This window comes from Gordonia bronchialis DSM 43247, assembly GCF_000024785.1.
GTDB lineage: Bacteria > Actinomycetota > Actinomycetes > Mycobacteriales > Mycobacteriaceae > Gordonia > Gordonia bronchialis.
The window spans coordinates 21,031-35,941 of the sequence record NC_013441.1; the positions used below are offsets into that span (position 1 = coordinate 21,031).

14 protein-coding genes and 1 tRNA gene are annotated in these 14,911 nt (G+C 66.7%); 4 read left to right on the forward strand and 11 right to left on the reverse strand.

Going from position 1 to position 14,911, the window contains the following annotated elements; translation table 11 throughout:
- Window positions 1-201: 201 nt before the first annotated feature.
- Entirely contained in the window at window positions 202-372 is a 171-nt protein-coding gene (locus GBRO_RS26150; RefSeq protein ID WP_012831970.1) for a hypothetical protein, read from the reverse strand.
- Between the two features lie 94 nt (window positions 373-466).
- On the opposite strand from GBRO_RS26150, the gene GBRO_RS00110 reads away from it, so the two are divergent.
- Window positions 467-988, forward strand: coding sequence for a peptidylprolyl isomerase (locus GBRO_RS00110; protein WP_012831971.1), 522 nt, complete (start codon window positions 467-469; stop codon window positions 986-988).
- Window positions 989-1,006: 18 nt separating this feature from the next.
- Window positions 1,007-1,918 (forward strand): rhomboid family intramembrane serine protease, encoded by a 912-nt coding sequence (locus GBRO_RS00115; protein WP_012831972.1) that lies wholly within the window; start codon window positions 1,007-1,009, stop codon window positions 1,916-1,918.
- A 12-nt stretch (window positions 1,919-1,930) separates the two neighbouring features.
- Here the strand turns inward: GBRO_RS00115 and GBRO_RS00120 are convergent, their stop codons facing one another.
- Together GBRO_RS00120 and crgA are read right to left on the reverse strand one after the other, a co-directional pair.
- The gene (locus tag GBRO_RS00120) at window positions 1,931-2,425 is read right to left on the reverse strand and encodes a PH domain-containing protein (RefSeq protein WP_012831973.1); all 495 of its coding nucleotides are present in this window, start codon (window positions 2,423-2,425) and stop codon (window positions 1,931-1,933) included.
- An 81-nt stretch (window positions 2,426-2,506) separates the two neighbouring features.
- Window positions 2,507-2,797 carry a cell division protein CrgA gene (gene crgA / locus GBRO_RS00125; protein ID WP_012831974.1) on the reverse strand — a complete coding sequence of 97 codons (291 nt, stop codon included), beginning with the start codon at window positions 2,795-2,797 and terminating at the stop codon, window positions 2,507-2,509.
- 151 nt (window positions 2,798-2,948) lie between these two features.
- Between crgA and GBRO_RS00130 the strand changes: the two genes are divergently transcribed.
- Window positions 2,949-3,599 (forward strand): aminodeoxychorismate/anthranilate synthase component II, encoded by a 651-nt coding sequence (locus tag GBRO_RS00130; protein WP_012831975.1) that lies wholly within the window; start codon window positions 2,949-2,951, stop codon window positions 3,597-3,599.
- Between the two features lie 9 nt (window positions 3,600-3,608).
- Here the strand turns inward: GBRO_RS00130 and pknB are convergent, their stop codons facing one another.
- From pknB to GBRO_RS00165, 7 genes are all read right to left on the reverse strand, one after another.
- A complete protein-coding gene (gene pknB / locus GBRO_RS00135) occupies window positions 3,609-5,513 on the reverse strand; it encodes a Stk1 family PASTA domain-containing Ser/Thr kinase (RefSeq protein ID WP_041920088.1) in 1,905 nt (634 codons plus the stop codon).
- Window positions 5,513-6,850 carry a protein kinase domain-containing protein gene (locus tag GBRO_RS00140; protein WP_012831977.1) on the reverse strand — a complete coding sequence of 446 codons (1,338 nt, stop codon included), beginning with the start codon at window positions 6,848-6,850 and terminating at the stop codon, window positions 5,513-5,515. The genes pknB and GBRO_RS00140 overlap by 1 nt, the downstream gene beginning before the upstream one ends.
- Window positions 6,847-8,334 (reverse strand): penicillin-binding transpeptidase domain-containing protein, encoded by a 1,488-nt coding sequence (locus GBRO_RS00145; protein WP_012831978.1) that lies wholly within the window; start codon window positions 8,332-8,334, stop codon window positions 6,847-6,849. The genes GBRO_RS00140 and GBRO_RS00145 overlap by 4 nt, the downstream gene beginning before the upstream one ends.
- The gene (locus GBRO_RS00150) at window positions 8,331-9,761 is read right to left on the reverse strand and encodes an FtsW/RodA/SpoVE family cell cycle protein (protein WP_012831979.1); all 1,431 of its coding nucleotides are present in this window, start codon (window positions 9,759-9,761) and stop codon (window positions 8,331-8,333) included. The genes GBRO_RS00145 and GBRO_RS00150 overlap by 4 nt, the downstream gene beginning before the upstream one ends.
- On the reverse strand, window positions 9,758-11,275 hold the full coding sequence (locus tag GBRO_RS00155; protein ID WP_012831980.1) for a PP2C family protein-serine/threonine phosphatase: 1,518 nt from the start codon (window positions 11,273-11,275) through the stop codon (window positions 9,758-9,760). The genes GBRO_RS00150 and GBRO_RS00155 overlap by 4 nt, the downstream gene beginning before the upstream one ends.
- Window positions 11,272-11,733 (reverse strand): FHA domain-containing protein FhaB/FipA, encoded by a 462-nt coding sequence (locus GBRO_RS00160; RefSeq protein WP_012831981.1) that lies wholly within the window; start codon window positions 11,731-11,733, stop codon window positions 11,272-11,274. The genes GBRO_RS00155 and GBRO_RS00160 overlap by 4 nt, the downstream gene beginning before the upstream one ends.
- 195 nt (window positions 11,734-11,928) lie before the next feature.
- Window positions 11,929-13,230, reverse strand: coding sequence for a DUF3662 and FHA domain-containing protein (locus GBRO_RS00165; protein WP_012831982.1), 1,302 nt, complete (start codon window positions 13,228-13,230; stop codon window positions 11,929-11,931).
- A gap of 492 nt (window positions 13,231-13,722) precedes the next feature.
- Here GBRO_RS00165 and GBRO_RS00170 point away from each other — a divergent pair.
- Window positions 13,723-13,808: transfer RNA gene (locus tag GBRO_RS00170), tRNA-Leu, on the forward strand.
- Between the two features lie 179 nt (window positions 13,809-13,987).
- Here the strand turns inward: GBRO_RS00170 and GBRO_RS00175 are convergent.
- Window positions 13,988-14,773: an abortive infection family protein gene (locus tag GBRO_RS00175; protein WP_012831983.1), complete on the reverse strand. Its 786-nt coding sequence runs from the start codon at window positions 14,771-14,773 to the stop codon at window positions 13,988-13,990.
- Window positions 14,774-14,911: the final 138 nt, after the last annotated feature.

Sequence of the window (14,911 nt, forward strand, 5' to 3'; positions counted from 1 at the left end):
GCCGTTCCCACGGGGCTGGACCACTGCTGGGCGTCGGACCCGGTGCCGCCGCGGCGTCACGCAGATCGTCGACGTCACCCGGGGTCGGGGGCCGATGCGGGGGGCGCTCGTCGTCGGAGGTCACTGTTTCAAATTACCTGGGGTCTTGAGGTCGGCCGGTACGCAGTGACCAAGTCGCCCGCGTCGTGCGACCGGCGGCGGTCAGGAGCTCTGGGTTTCGGGGTCGGCGGCGGACAGCTGCTCGACGCGCGGCACCGTGGCCGAAACGGGCGGCGGTTCGCGGCGGGATCGCTGGACCAGCAGCGCGGCGATGCCCGTGGACAGACCGACCACGACGGCACCGACCACGGCGATCAGATACTTCTTGGGCATGCCGACAAGACTGCCAGCCGTCGCGATGTGACGCCAACGGGCCCCGGGCGTGCACTCCGACCACCGCTTTCGGATCGGATGGTTGGATGGAGGGATGACTACACAGAACACAACCGCGACCATCCACACCAACCGCGGCGACATCAAAGTGGATCTCTTTCCGAATCACGCACCGAAGACCGTCGCGAACTTCGTCGGCCTCGCCGACGGCAGCAAGGACTACAGCAAGCCCAACGCGTCCGGCGGCAACTCGGGCCCCTTCTTCGACGGCTCGGTGTTCCACCGCGTGATCGAGGGATTCATGATCCAGGGCGGCGACCCCACCGGCACCGGAACCGGCGGACCCGGTTACCAGTTCGAGGACGAGTTCCACCCGGAGCTGCAGTTCGACCGTCCGTACCTGCTGGCCATGGCCAACGCGGGACCCGGTACCAACGGTTCGCAGTTCTTCATCACCGTCGGCCCGACCCCGCACCTCAACCGCCGCCACACCATCTTCGGTGAGGTGACCGACCCGGCGTCGCAGCAGGTCGTCGACGCGATCGCCACCACCTCCACCGATCGCCGTGATCGTCCGCTCGATGAGGTCGTCATCGAGAAGATCGAAATCGCCTGACCAGGATCCCTCAGATAGATGACGATGCCTCCGTACACGCCGCCTCAGGCGGCTGTGTGCTACCGCCACCCCGACCGCCCGACCGGTCTGTCCTGCAGCCGGTGCGGGCGGTCGGCGTGTCCCGAATGCCTGCGTCCGGCCGCGGTCGGGCAGCACTGCGTGGACTGCCTGCGCAATGACGGCATCCAGCAGTCGACGGCCACCACTCCTCGACGCCGGTGGTCGTCGGCGGTCGCGGGCGACACCCCGTACGTCACCTACGCGCTGATCGTCATCAACCTCATCGTCTTCGGGCTGTGCGTCGCCGAGGCCGGCATCACCAACCCCGGCAACGCCGCGCTCATGTCCGATGGCTCGCTCGTGAAAGGCATTGTCGGAGAAGGGGAATACTGGCGCCTGCTGACCGCGGGCTTCCTCCACTTCTCGGTGATGCACGTCGCGGTCAACATGATCTCGCTCTACATCATCGGGCGCGATCTCGAACGCGCTCTCGGGACCTACCGCTACCTCGCGGTGTACCTCATTTCGCTGCTCGGTGGCAGCGCCGCGGTGATGTTGTTCGAAGCCGACAACGTCCAGACCGCCGGGGCATCCGGCGCGATCTACGGCCTGATTGGCGCCATGCTCGTCATCGTGCTCAAGGCGCGCGTGCCGGCCACACCGGTGCTGGTGATCATCGGCTTCAACGTGGTGCTGTCGGTGTCCCTGCCGGGGATCTCGCTGATGGCACACCTGGGCGGACTCGCCTTCGGCGTTGCGGCCACCGCCGCCATCGTCTACCTGCCCGGGCTCGTCCTACCGCGAGCCCGGCTCGACGCGGCGTCGGCGAACCGGGTCGCCTGGGCCGCCCTGGTGACCCTGCTGGTGGTGGCGCTCGGGCTCGGCGTCGGAGCGGGAATGCTCTACGACGGGCCGACGATCCTGCGCTGAGCGGTCGGCCGATCAGGCCAACGGTCGCGCGTCCTCGACGTCGAAGCCGGCCCGTCGCAGTTCGTCGGCGACGCCCAGCAGGTCCGCACCCAGATCCCAGCGACTGAAGACGACCAGCTTGGTGTCCTCGCGTGGGCCGGATCCGGCGTGCGCGACAGGTGCCTCCGGCAGGAGGTCGAACTCGAGTTGGCCCACGCGGCGACCCACCCGGCGCAGTGAGAGCAGCCGGATACGGTCGATCTCCTCCGGCGCGTAGGTGCGGGTGCCGCCGATCGTGCGGATGACCAGGCGCGGGGGAGTGGCGTCGTCGATCGCCAGGCGCGGGCGGATGATCAGCGCATACCCGCCGAAGGCGATCAACAGGACGCCGGCCACACCCATCATCAGCAGACCCACGGCGTCGGGCGCGGCCAGAACGGCGGCGCCGAGCAGGATCAGCCCGCCCGCACACAGCGCGAATGCGGCGGCCCGGGGCGTCGCCCAGGAGCGGTCAACAGAGTTATCCACAGGAGTTACTCACAGTGGGGATGACTTACACACATGTAATTTCCACAGTGTGGACAAGTCGGGACGCGTCGTTGGTGCAGGTCAGCGCCACTTCATCGTCATCAGCAGACCGGCGACCATCAGCGAGAAGCCGATCAGGAAGTTCCAGGCGTTGAGATTGGCCATCCAGTGCAGCGCCTGTCCTTCGTCGCCGAAGGTGCTGGGGGTGGCGGCCAGGTAATAGACGACGAGCCACGCGAGCCCGAGCAGCATGAGACCCAGCATGACGCCCACGTAGATCGTGCTGGACGGCCCGGCCTTGACCTTGACCGGAGTCCGGCTGGCCGGGTTGATGGTGTAGTCGGTCTTCTTCCGGACTTTTGACTTCGGCATGACTTCCTCTGTAGACGCACAAACACTCACCTCTACGGTATCTCACCTGGTCGCTGCCGCGAGATACCGCTCTGAGCTCACCGGAACCCGGGAATCAAGCCGGTCGATAATCGATGCGGAACCGCGCCGTGCTCGGCGGTAGCCTGTCGGGGTGCAGCGCATCCTCGTGATCGACAACTACGACAGCTTCGTCTACAACCTGGTCCAGTATCTGGGGCAGCTCGGCGTCGAGGCCGTGGTGTGGCGCAACGACGATCCGCACGTCACCGGTGATCAGCTCGCCACCGTGATCGACGACTTCGACGGGGTGCTGCTCAGCCCGGGACCCGGGACCCCGCAGCGCGCGGGTGTGACGATGCCGATGGTGGGTATCGCCGCCGAACGTGAGAAGCCGCTGCTCGGTGTGTGCCTGGGACACCAGGCGATCGGCGCCGCCTTCGGCGCCACCGTGGACCGTGCTCCGGAACTGCTGCACGGCAAGACCTCTCAGGTCATCCACTCCGACGTCGGCGTGTTGGCCGGTTTGCCGAGTCCGTTCACCGCGACGCGCTATCACTCGCTGACGGTGCTGCCGGAGACCATCCCCGACGAACTCGTGGTCACCGGCCGAACCGACAGCGGCATCGTGATGGCGATGGCGCACCGCGAGCTACCCATCCACGGCGTGCAGTTCCACCCGGAGAGCGTGCTCACCCAGGGCGGGCACCGCATGCTGGCCAACTGGCTCGCCGTCTGCGGCATCGACGTTCCCGAGGAGCGAGTCGCGGCCCTCGAGGCCGAGATGGCCTCGGCCGTCGGCTGAGGCGACAGCTCAGTTCGGCAGCAGGCTCGGCTGCCCGACGACGATCGAGATCGCGCCGTCCTTGCGGACCTTGCTCCCCGGCGCCGGGTCCTGATCGACGACCTTCCCGCCGTCCGGGCTGACGAGTGGGACGTTGCGCGGTGATTGGGTGAGGGTGGTGCCCTGCCATCCGCGGCGCGACAGAGCCGCCGACGCCTGTGCCGGCGTCTGACCGTCGAGGTTGGGCATCACGAACATGTTGCCCCGGGAGACGGACACCTGGACGACGCTGCCCTCGTCGACCTCCTGCCCGGCGTTCGGTGAGGAGCTGACGATCTGCCCGGCGGGCAGATCGGAATCGACCTGGACGACGGCCATCCGGAGCTGGATCTGTTCGAGGTAGATCCGCGCCTGCTCCTGCGTCTGGCCGACGAGGTTGGGCACGGTCACCACCTTGGGTCCGTTGCCGATGCGGAGTTCGACGACGCCGCTGACCGGGACCTCCATGCCGATCATCGGCGCGGTCTCGACGACCTTGTCCTTGAGCTCGGCCGTCGAATCCACGCGCACCGCTTTAACATTGGTGAAGCCGAGCCGGTTCAGCGACGCCACCGCCTCGTCTTGGGTCTGCCCGCGGACATCGGGGATCTTCTCGCGCGGCGGACCCGACGAGATGTAGAGCGTCACCTCCGACCCTTCGGCGGCCAGTACGTTGTCGCCGCCCGGTGCGGTGTGGGTGGCATGCCCGGCGTCGATCGTCGTACTCGGTTCGTCGAGGATCTTGACCTGGAAACCCGCCTTGGTCAGGGCCGCTTGGGCGTCCTGGGCGGACAAGCCGGCGACGTCGGGGACCGCGACCTGACGTGCCGAGTCCGAACTCCACGGCGCCCAGAACACGAACAGCACCGCCAACAGCAGCAGGACGGCGGCAACGGCCCCGAACATCAGCTTTCGGGAGCGACGACGAGGCGGCTCGGCGTCGCCGTCCTCGCGGCGATGCGTGCCGCCGGTGTCGGCGCGCATGGCCTTGCGGGGGCCGGTGTCGATGAACTCGGTGCGTTCCTCGTCGGACAGCAGCAGTGGCGCCGACGGTTTACCGCCGGCCAGCACCTTGATGAGATCGGCACGCAGATCGGCCGCCGACTGGTAGCGGTTGTCCTTGTTCTTGCTCATCGCCTTGAGCACCACCGAGTCCAGCTCCCGCGGGATCTCGGGTTTCACATGCGACGGCCACGGCGGATCCTCGTGGACATGCTGATGGGCCACGGCCACCGGCGAATCCCCGGTGAACGGCGGCTCGCCGGTGAGCAGCTCGAACAGCACGCAGCCCATCGAGTAGATGTCGCTGCGCGGATCGACCTTGATCCCACGGGCCTGTTCGGGCGACAGGTACTGCGCGGTGCCCATCACCGCCGACGTCTGGGTCATGGTCGCGCTGGTGTCACTCATCGCGCGGGCGATGCCGAAGTCCATCACCTTGACCGCACCGGACTTGTCGATCATCACGTTCGCCGGCTTCATGTCGCGATGCACGATGCCGTTGCGGTGTGAGAAGTCCATCGCCGCGGCCACATCGGCCATCCACGTCATGGCCTGACGCGGCGCGACCGGACCGTTGGCGCGCAGGATGTCGCGCAGCGTCTCGCCTTCGACGTACTCCATCACGATGAACGGCAGCGGACCCTCGTCGGTCTCGGCCTCGCCGGTGTCGAAGACCTGCACGATCGTCGGATGATTCAGCTTTGCCGCATTCTGTGCCTCACGGCGGAACCGCAGATAGAAGGAGGGATCGCGGGCGAGGTCGGCGCGCAGCACCTTGACCGCCACGTCCCGGTGCAGCAGCAGGTCACGCGCGTAGTGCACCTCGGACATGCCGCCGAAGCCCAGCGTTTCACCGAGCTCGTACCGATCGGAGAGGTGATGCGGCGTCGACATCATGGCAGTGAGGGGATCGTGAACCAGGGCGATGCGGTGGTCGCCCCGGTGTCGGTGGTCTCGGGTACCTCGCTGGTCGGCGGGGTGGTGGTCGTCGTGGTCGGCTCCTCGGACGTCGTCGTGGTCGTGGTCCGCGTCCGGGTGGGAGTCGGGGTGTCCTGGGTGTTCTCCTGGGTGGGCTCGACCGTGGTGGTCTGGGTCTCGGTGACCGTGGTCGGTGTCGACGGTGCCGGTGTCGACGGATCGTCGGTCCCGTTGGTGAGCAACCAGAATGCGACCAGCCCGATGGCACCGGCGAGCAGCGCGGCAGCGACGCCGGCCAGCACCTTCTGCCCCGTGGTCCAGCTGTTGTCGGGCTGGGCAGGTACCGGAGCCGAGGCGCGGGATGTGGGTGGGCGCCCGGTGGCCGCGGCAGTCGATGTGGTCCGGCCCAGCGCGGCACCGGCGGCCGCACCGGCAGCGACCCCGGCCGCCGCCGCGGTCCCCGGGCGCGGTGGCCGACGACCGGCCCGCACCGCGGCCACCGCGTCGGCGAACTCGCCGCCGTTGGCGTAGCGCTGCCGCGGATCCTTGGCCATGGTGATCTCGATGAGTTCCCGCACACCGGATGGCAGATTGCCGGGCAGCGGCGGCGGGGTCTCCCGGATGTGCTTCATCGCGACGGTGATCGCGCCGTCCCCGAGGAACGGGCGGCGCCCGGTCAGCGACTCGTAGCCGACGACGCCGAGCGAGTACACGTCGGACGCGGCGGTCGCCTCGTCGCCGGTGGCCTGCTCGGGCGAGATGTACTGGGCGGTGCCCATCACCATGCCGGTCTGGGTGACGGGGGCGGAGTCGACGGCCTTGGCGATACCGAAATCGGTGATCTTCACCTGCCCGGCGGGGGTGATGAGGATGTTGCCGGGCTTCACGTCGCGGTGCACCAGACCCTGGCTGTGCGCGGCCTGCAGGGCACGCCCGGTCTGTTCGAGCATGTCGAGGGTGTTGGTCAGCGACAACCGGCCCAGCCGGGAGATCACCGAGTTCAGCGGTTCGCCGTCGACGAGTTCCATCACCAGGTAGGCCAGCGGTTCGCCACCGAGACGATCGGGCGTCTCGCCGTAGTCGAAGACGTTCGCGATGCCTGGATTGTTCAGCTTCGCGGTGGTCTGCGCCTCCGCGCGGAACCGGGCGATGAACTCGGGATCGTTGGTGTACTCGGCCTTGAGGACCTTCACGGCCACCCGGCGGTTGAGCCGGGTGTCGAGGGCCTCCCACACCTGGCCCATGCCGCCCGTCGCGATCAGACGCATCAGGCGGTAGCGATCGGCGATGGTCATGCCGTTCTGCAACGTCATCGGCCGCCACCTCCCACTACCGCGTTGATCACTTCCCGCCCGATCGGTGCGAGATCCGCGCCCACCGACTTCACGCCATTCCTACCGTTCTCGACGACCACCGCAAGTGCCACCTGGGCGTTGGTCGACGGGCCGAACGCGATGTACCAGGTCACCGGCGTCGCATTCGGGTCGTCGAGTTCGGCGGTGCCCGTCTTCGACGCCACCGACACCGCACCTCCGCTGCCCCGGGTCTCCTGCTCGGACAACACCATCATCCGGGTCAGCGTCGACGCCTGGTCGGCACTGATCGGCTGGTTGACCGTGGTCGGCTGGGTGGTGTTGAGCGTGCGCAGATCTGCCGCCTGCAGTTTATCCACCAGGTACGGACGCATCCGCACCCCACCGTTGGCGACGGTCGCCGCGATCACGGCGTTCTGCAGCGGGGTCAGTCGCACGTCACGCTGCCCGATGGCCGACTGCGCCAGCACGTCCGCCGAGCGGATGGAGCCGACGGTGGACTCGGTGACGCTCATCGGGATGTCGGGGCCGGGCTGGTCGATCCCGAACTGTCGGGCGGTGTCGGTGAACACTGTGGTCGCATCTTTCATCTTCGTGGTCACCAGGTCGGCGAACGCGGTATTGCACGAGAACTTGAACGCGGTTTCCAGCGTCACGGTTCCCCCGGACGATCCCGGGCAGGTCTCCCCGTCGTAGTTCTCCAGCGTCTGGCTGGTGCCGGGCAGCACGATCGACGGCGCCGCGGTGAGCCGCACGTCGGTGGTGACGTCGTCGCGCAACGCCGATGCCGAGGTGATCACCTTGAAGGTCGAGCCGGGAGGGTACAGCTGGTTGATGGCGTGATTGAGCGTCGGCTGCCGGGGGTCCCCGGTGAGCCGGTTCCAACTCTGGATCTGTGCGTCGGAATCGTGGCTGGCGAGCAGGTTGGGGTCGTAGCTCGGGGTCGAGACCATCGCCAGGATCTTGCCGGTGTTGGGTTGCAGGGCCACCAGCGAACCGCGGCACGGACCGTCGCACGGTCCGTTGCGCAGCGCGTTGTAGGCGAGCTGCTGGATCCGGGGGTCGATGGTGGTGACCACGTTGCCGCCACGCGGGTCACGCCCGGACAGCATGTCCATGAACCGCTGGCCGAAGAGGCGGTCGTCGGAGCCGTTGAGGATGCCGTTCTCGGCGTCCTCGATCTGGCTGTTGCCGTAGATGAACGAGAAATAGCCGGTGATCGGCGCGAAGGCCAGTGCGGTCTCGCGCGGGTATTCGCGCTGGAACTTCAGCCGGCCGGTGGTGGGTACCGACCGCGCGATGACGGTGCCGCCGGCGGTGATGAGCCCGCGCTGACGGGAGAACTCGTCGATGAGGATGCGGTCGTTGCGGCTGTCGGTGCGCAGGGCGTCGGCCTTGAAGACCTGGACGTAGGTGGCGTTGGCCAGCAACGCGAGGATCATCACGATGACGGCCACCGACACTCGGCGGATGGGTTTGTTCATGGCTTCGACACCGCCTGTGTCGGAAGTGATTCCACCGGTTTGGGAGCCGGCCGGCGTTTGGCCGGGTCCGGTTCGCGCGCAGCGTCGGAGATGCGGACCAGCAGCGCCAGCAGGATGTAGTTCGCCAGCAGCGACGACCCGCCGTAGGACATGAACGGTGTCGTCAGGCCGGTCAGCGGGATCAGTTTGGTGACACCGCCGACGACGACGAAGACCTGCATCGCGATGGTGAACGCGAGGCCGGTGGCCAGCAGTTTCCCGAAGCTGTCGCGCACGGCCACACCCGTCCGCAGCCCACGCATGACGAGCACCAGGTACAGCAGCAGGATCGCGGTGAGGCCGGCCAGGCCCAGTTCTTCACCGATGGTCGCGATGATGAAGTCGGTGTTGGCGAACGGCACCGAGTTGGGTCGTCCCGACCCGAGGCCGGTACCGAGCAGTCCACCGGTCGCCAGGCCGAACAGGCTCTGCCCGATTTGATAGCCCGAACCGTAGAAGTCGGCGAACGGGTCCTGCCAGATGGCCACACGCACCTGCAGATGACTGAACAGCGAGTACGCCAGCACCGCGCCCAGCGCGAACAGTGTCAGACCCAGCACCAGCCAGCTCACCCGCTCGGTGGCGACGTAGACCATCGTCAGCATCGTCGAGAAGATCAGCAGTGAGGTACCGAGGTCGGATTCGAAGGCGAGGACACCGATCGCGATCACCCACGCCGCCAGCAGCGGGCCGAGGTCGCGGGCCCGCGGGAAATCCATACCCAGGAAGTGGCGGCCGGCGGTGGTGAACAGGTCGCGTTTGGACACCAGGAACGCCGCAGTGAAGATGATGATCGCGATCTTGGAGAACTCACCGGGCTGGATGTTGAAGAACGGGGTGCGAATCCAGATCTTGGAGCCGTTGATCGTGGACAGGCTCGCCGGCAGGATCGCCGGGATCGCGAGGAAGACCAGACCGCCGAGGCCCAGCGTGTAGGCGTAGCGCGACAACGTGCGGTGATCGCGCACCACGATCAGCACCGCCGAGAACGCGATGATCCCGAGGAACGCCCACAGCAGCTGCTGGTCGGCGTTGCTGGTCTGTTCGGTCGGATTGGGGGAGTCGTTGCTCGCGGTCCCCAGGTCGAGCCGGTGGATGAGCACCAGGCCGAGTCCGTTGAGGACCGCCACCACCGGCAGCAGGATCGGGTCGGCGTGTGGGGCATAGCGCCGGATGACGAAATGTGCGGCGCCGAACAGCAGCACGTAGGCGCCGACGTACTTCAGGATCGCCAGTGTGATCGGCTGATCCTGCGCGGCCTGCACCATCAGCAGTGCGACCGTCACCAGCCCGATGGCGAAGACGAGCAGCAGCAACTCGGTGTTGCGGCCGGTCTGCTCGTTCGGTTGCCGCGGGGGTGCGTGCGAAGCGGGCGTGGGCTGGCTCATTTCTGCCGGCAGTCCACGTCGGCCGGTAGGATGCTCGTCTCCGGAGCCCCGCTCGTCTCCGGAGCCCCGCTCGTCGGCGGTGCCGGGTACTCCGTGGTGCTGGTGTCACCGTTCTCCGGGGTGGCCGGGCCCGGTCGCGGACCGGGGGTGGGCGCCTGACGCGGGGTGAGCGTGCCCGTGGTGCCGGTGCTCGGGATGCCGTCGGTACGGGGTGAGGGACCCTGCGGCGGGGTCGGCTCGGTTGCGCGGCACGGCGGGAGCAGCTGGATGCGGTTGATGCTGTTCTGTACCTCTTGCAGGCTCAGGTTCTTGATGCTGTGGCCGTTGATCGACGCCACCCCGGCCTGCTGGAGGTCACCGATCCGCAGGGGACGCTGGCAGACGTTGTTCGACGAGGTGAACTCGATCTTTCCTTCCTGCCAGCTGGTGATGCACACCTTCTCGGCCGGACGGCTCATGGTGCGGAAGAGGAACTCGTCCGGTGAGCCCTGGTTGATCACGACGTTTCCCTCGTCGGCCGACGCGTAGTAGTTGCTGTAGACCACCGCGCGGAACACGAAGAATCCCACCACCAGTGCGATCACCACGAGCGCGGCAACCGCCAGCGAGAGCCAGCGTCGCAGATGGCTGCGTTTGCGTGCCGGTGCCGGCTCGTCGAGGACGCTGGGTCGCTGCGGGTCCGACGGCGGCGGACGCAGGGCCGCGGCACGACCGGCGGCCGTCGTCGGATTCGGGGTGTAGGCGTCCTCGTTGCCACCGGCGGCACCGCCGACGATGGGCCGCGACTCGCCGTACTCGGTGTCGATGACGTCACCGATGACGACGGTGACGTTGTCGGGGCCGCCGCCGCGCAGAGCGAGTTCGATGAGGCGGTCGGCGCATTCGCGCGGGTCGGGGAAGGAGCCGAGCGTCTCGGCGAGGGTCTCCTCGGTGACGACGTCGGACAGGCCGTCGCTGCACAGCAGGTAGCGGTCGCCCGCGCGGGCCTCGCGCACGGTCAGGGTGGGTTCCACCTCGGTGCCGGTGAGTGCGCGCATGATGAGGGATCGCTGCGGGTGGGTGTGCGCCTGCTCGGCCGTGATCCGGCCCTCGTCGACGAGGGTCTGCACAAAGGTGTCGTCGCGGGTGATCTGGCTGATCTGCCCGTCGCGGTACATGTAGCCGCGGGAATCGCCGATGTGACACAAGCCGATTCGGTTGCCCGCGAACAGGATTGCGGTCAGCGTGGTGCCCATGCCCTCGAGTTCGGGGGAGCGTTCCACCTGCGCGGCGATCGCCTCGTTGCCGGCGCGCGTGGCCCGCTCGAGGGCGCCGAGAAGGTCACCGCCGGGTTCGTCGGCGTCGAGAGAGCTGAGTGCTTCGATGACGAGCTGGCTGGCCACCTCGCCCGCGGCGTGACCACCCATACCGTCGGCGAGGGCGAGCAGACGCGCACCGGCGTACGCCGAATCCTCGTTGTTGGAGCGGACGAGGCCGCGGTCGCTTCGCGTGAAGTAGCGCAGGACAAGGGTCACGGGCGCAACTCGATCACGGTCTTGCCGATGCGGATCGGCGTGCTGATCGGGACTTTGACCGGGGTGGTGACCTTGGTCCGGTCCAGGTAGGTGCCGTTGGTGGAGCCGAGGTCCTCGACGTACCAGTCGTCGCCGCGTCGCGAGAGCCGGGCGTGACGTTCGGAGGCGTAGTCGTCGGTGAGGACGAGGGTGGAGTCGTCGGCGCGGCCGAGCAACACGGGTTGATTGCCGAGGCTGATGCGGGTGTTGGCCAGCGCGCCGTGGGTGACCACCAGATAGCGGGCCGATCCGCGGGCGGCGGGACTGCGTCGACGCTTCTCACCGCCGGAATAGCGCGGAATCCGCAGACCACCGGCGGCGGCGATGTCCGAACGCAGTGTGCGGATGACCGCGAATACGAAAAGCCACAGCAGCAGGAGGAACCCGATACGGGTCAGCTGCAGCACCAAGCCCTGCATCTCGCGTTCACCTCCAGCGCCGTCACGTCTGCACAGTCCATTCGCTCTCCCGCCCCAGGCGCCAGTCGAATCAGCGGACCCGACTGCATCTTATGGGCAGAAGCCTCGATCTCCGTCATTCGGATATGACAGTTCAGTATCAACCGTGACCGCAGCGCGATGTGGCACTTCGGTCACGGTTGCTGTGACGGGCGCTTACTGGAAGCGGACGGTGATGTCGGAGTGGCCGACGCGGATGCGGTCACCGTCGGCGAGTTCCCAGCTGTTGACCTGGACGTCGTTGACGGTGGTGCCGTTGGTGGAGTTGAGGTCGGTCAGCATGGCGGTGTTGCCGTCCCAGCGGATCTCCACGTGCCGGCGGGAGACGCCGGTATCGGGCAGACGGAACTGCGCGTCCTGGCCGCGACCGATGACGTTGGAGCCCTCGTGCAGCTGGAAGGTGCGGTTGCTGCCGTCTTCGAGGAGCAGGGTGATCGACGACGGGGCGTAGCCGGCCGGCGCGCGCCCGTAAGCGGGATCCTGCTGCTGGTAGTCGTAGCCGGGCTGCTGACCGTAGGCCGGCTGCTGTCCGTAGCCCTGGTCGTATCCCTGCTGGCCGTAGCCGGGCTGCTGGCCGTACTGGTCATAGCCGGGTTGCTGTCCGTAACCCTGGTCATAACCCTGTTGGCCGTAGCCCTGGTCGTATCCCTGTTGGCCGTAGCCCGGCTGCTGTCCGTAGCCCTGGTCGTAACCGCCCTGCTGGTAGTCGTAACCCTGCTGGCCGTAGCCGGCGGGCTGACCCTGGTCGTATCCCTGCTGTCCGTAGCCGGGCTGCTGTCCGTAACCCTGGTCGTAGCCGGGCTGCTGCTGGCCGTAGCCCTGCTGGTCATAGCCTTGCTGGTCGTAGCCCTGCTGGCCGTACTGGTCGTAGCCGCCCTGCTGGTACTCGCCCTGCTGGTAGTCCCCCTGTTGGTAGTCATAGCCACCCTGCTGGCCGTACGCGGGATCGGCGCCCCTGCGCTGGTCGTATCCGGGGTTCTGCGTCATGTCTGGGGCTCCTACTGGTAGTGGGGCATTCTCTTGTGGTCTGGGTCCGGGCCCGCGGGGGGCGCCGGGCGCGGCGGCCGCGACCGGACGCGGCTCTGCGTCCGGATTGACCGTGCCGCGCGCACGGAAGATTCCCGTGTGCAACGACGACGATTGATCGAACTCTACGACGACCTTGCCGTATGTCTGCCACCCATTGTCTTTGATGAAGTTTTCCAAATGCTTGGAGAACGTCTTGCGATTCAGCTCATATTCGGCCGCGATCTGGTCATGATCGGTCGGACTGAACAACAGGGAGTAGCTGTTGGCGGCGAGGATGGTCCCGTCGCCGAGGTCTCGAAGAGATTCCTCAGCTTCCCGTTGCAGCCCGTTCTCGATCTCCTGCGGGGCCACCTGACCACCGAAAACGCGCGCAAAACCGTCATCGACAGCGCCCTCTAGTTTGCGCTCGATCCGTTGCAGGATCCCCACCCTCGACCTCCTTTCGCGGCTATTGAGCGTGTCGCCGTGCATCTGGCCTTGATTGATGATAGCGACATACGCAAAAGATCGTGCCATCAAGACAACTGGTGCACCGTGTGTAACATTCGCAACACCATCTTCGCCAACTCACCATCTCAACGCACGACGTGCAGAGATGTGTTCCGGATGCGCGTTGTCCCTCATTGCTGGTTGAGCCGGGTCGGCGAGGAACGATCCGCCCCGCGTCCCACTGTTGGTTGAGCCGGGACGGCGAGGAACGAGCCGCCCCGCGTCCCACTGTTGGTTGAGCCGGGACGGCGAGGAACGAGCCGCCCCGCGTCGAAACCACACGCAACCACACACCCAACCCGCCCCCTCCGGCTCGGCGCGAACGAGCCGAATCAAACGAGTTTGGATCCCGACCAACCCGACTGTTATCGTTCTCGGGTCCGTTGGTCCACCCAGACCGACGAACATGCCCGCCGAGCAATCGGCGGCCACGGGCGAGTGGCGGAATGGCAGACGCGCTGGCTTCAGGTGCCAGTGTCCTTCGGGACGTGGGGGTTCAAGTCCCCCTTCGCCCACCACGGAGCAGTTCAGCTCAAAGTGGTACATCAGGTCAGGTTGCGGAATCGTAGCCTGACCTTTGGTTTTGTCGCGGGCGGCTCGATGGCTCGCCAAAACCTTTGATTGTGGGGACATTGGGTTGACGTGTCCCGTGCAGCGCGTATGCGGGCTATGACTATGTACCGACGTACTCCGGGGATCACGCCTTCCTATCCGGTTTCTCGATGTGGGTATCGATCAAGAACCCGGCAATTGCAAACCCCGCGTTGACCGCGAGCTTCGCATGCCGCGGTGCAGGGCCAACGGAGCGTTTGCCACGACCATGAGCATCGCTGAGGGCATTTCGCATTCCGGCGAGGCCGCTGACGACTGTTGCAGCGCCGCTGAGAATTTGCTTGATGATTTGTTCGGAGTGCTGGTCAGGCGAGACCTCCATCGCCGATGCCGCAACCTTGTAGAGCTTCGCGAGGTCCCAGGAGTTTTCGTAAGCAACTGACCGTTCGTCGCAGATGTGCTTGCAGACACTTTCCAACGTTGTGCGAGTAGCGGTGATCGCGCCGTCTGGGTCGGACGTCACCTTGCCCAGCGCCGCCGTCCACGACTTTGTGACTGCCTGCCAGTCCTCCAGCTTTTCCAAGCCTTGGCTGGCTGCTTTGGCACCTGGGGTCCCATCGGCTAATAGGAGCGAACGGAGCTTCTCGATCTCCTCGTCTGGAGGCATTCCGTACCTACTGCCACCGTCGTAGCTGCAGAGCTCGAGCAGAAAGGTCTTCTGCTGCTGCAACGGCATTGACTTGAGGCCAGCTTGGAAGATCTGCCACCGTGACATGGCTCCACCACCCCAGCCCTGGTACGGGCCAAGCGCATCGGTGTACTCGGCAAAGATCTCGTGGATCTCGGGGCCGCTGAATCCTGTCTCGCGCGCGAACATATCGGTGGCTAGCTTCATGACGCGGTAGGGCAGGTCGTTCGTCTTCGAGGACACGTACTCATTGTTGGCTATGAATCACTGGATCGCGTGAAGCTCCATCGAGTCAGTACCGCCGGCGGGTGCCAGGACTTCCCCCATTCCGTCGGCCGACGCCGATAAGGTTTCTGACCGGGCGGCACGATGGCAGCCCGT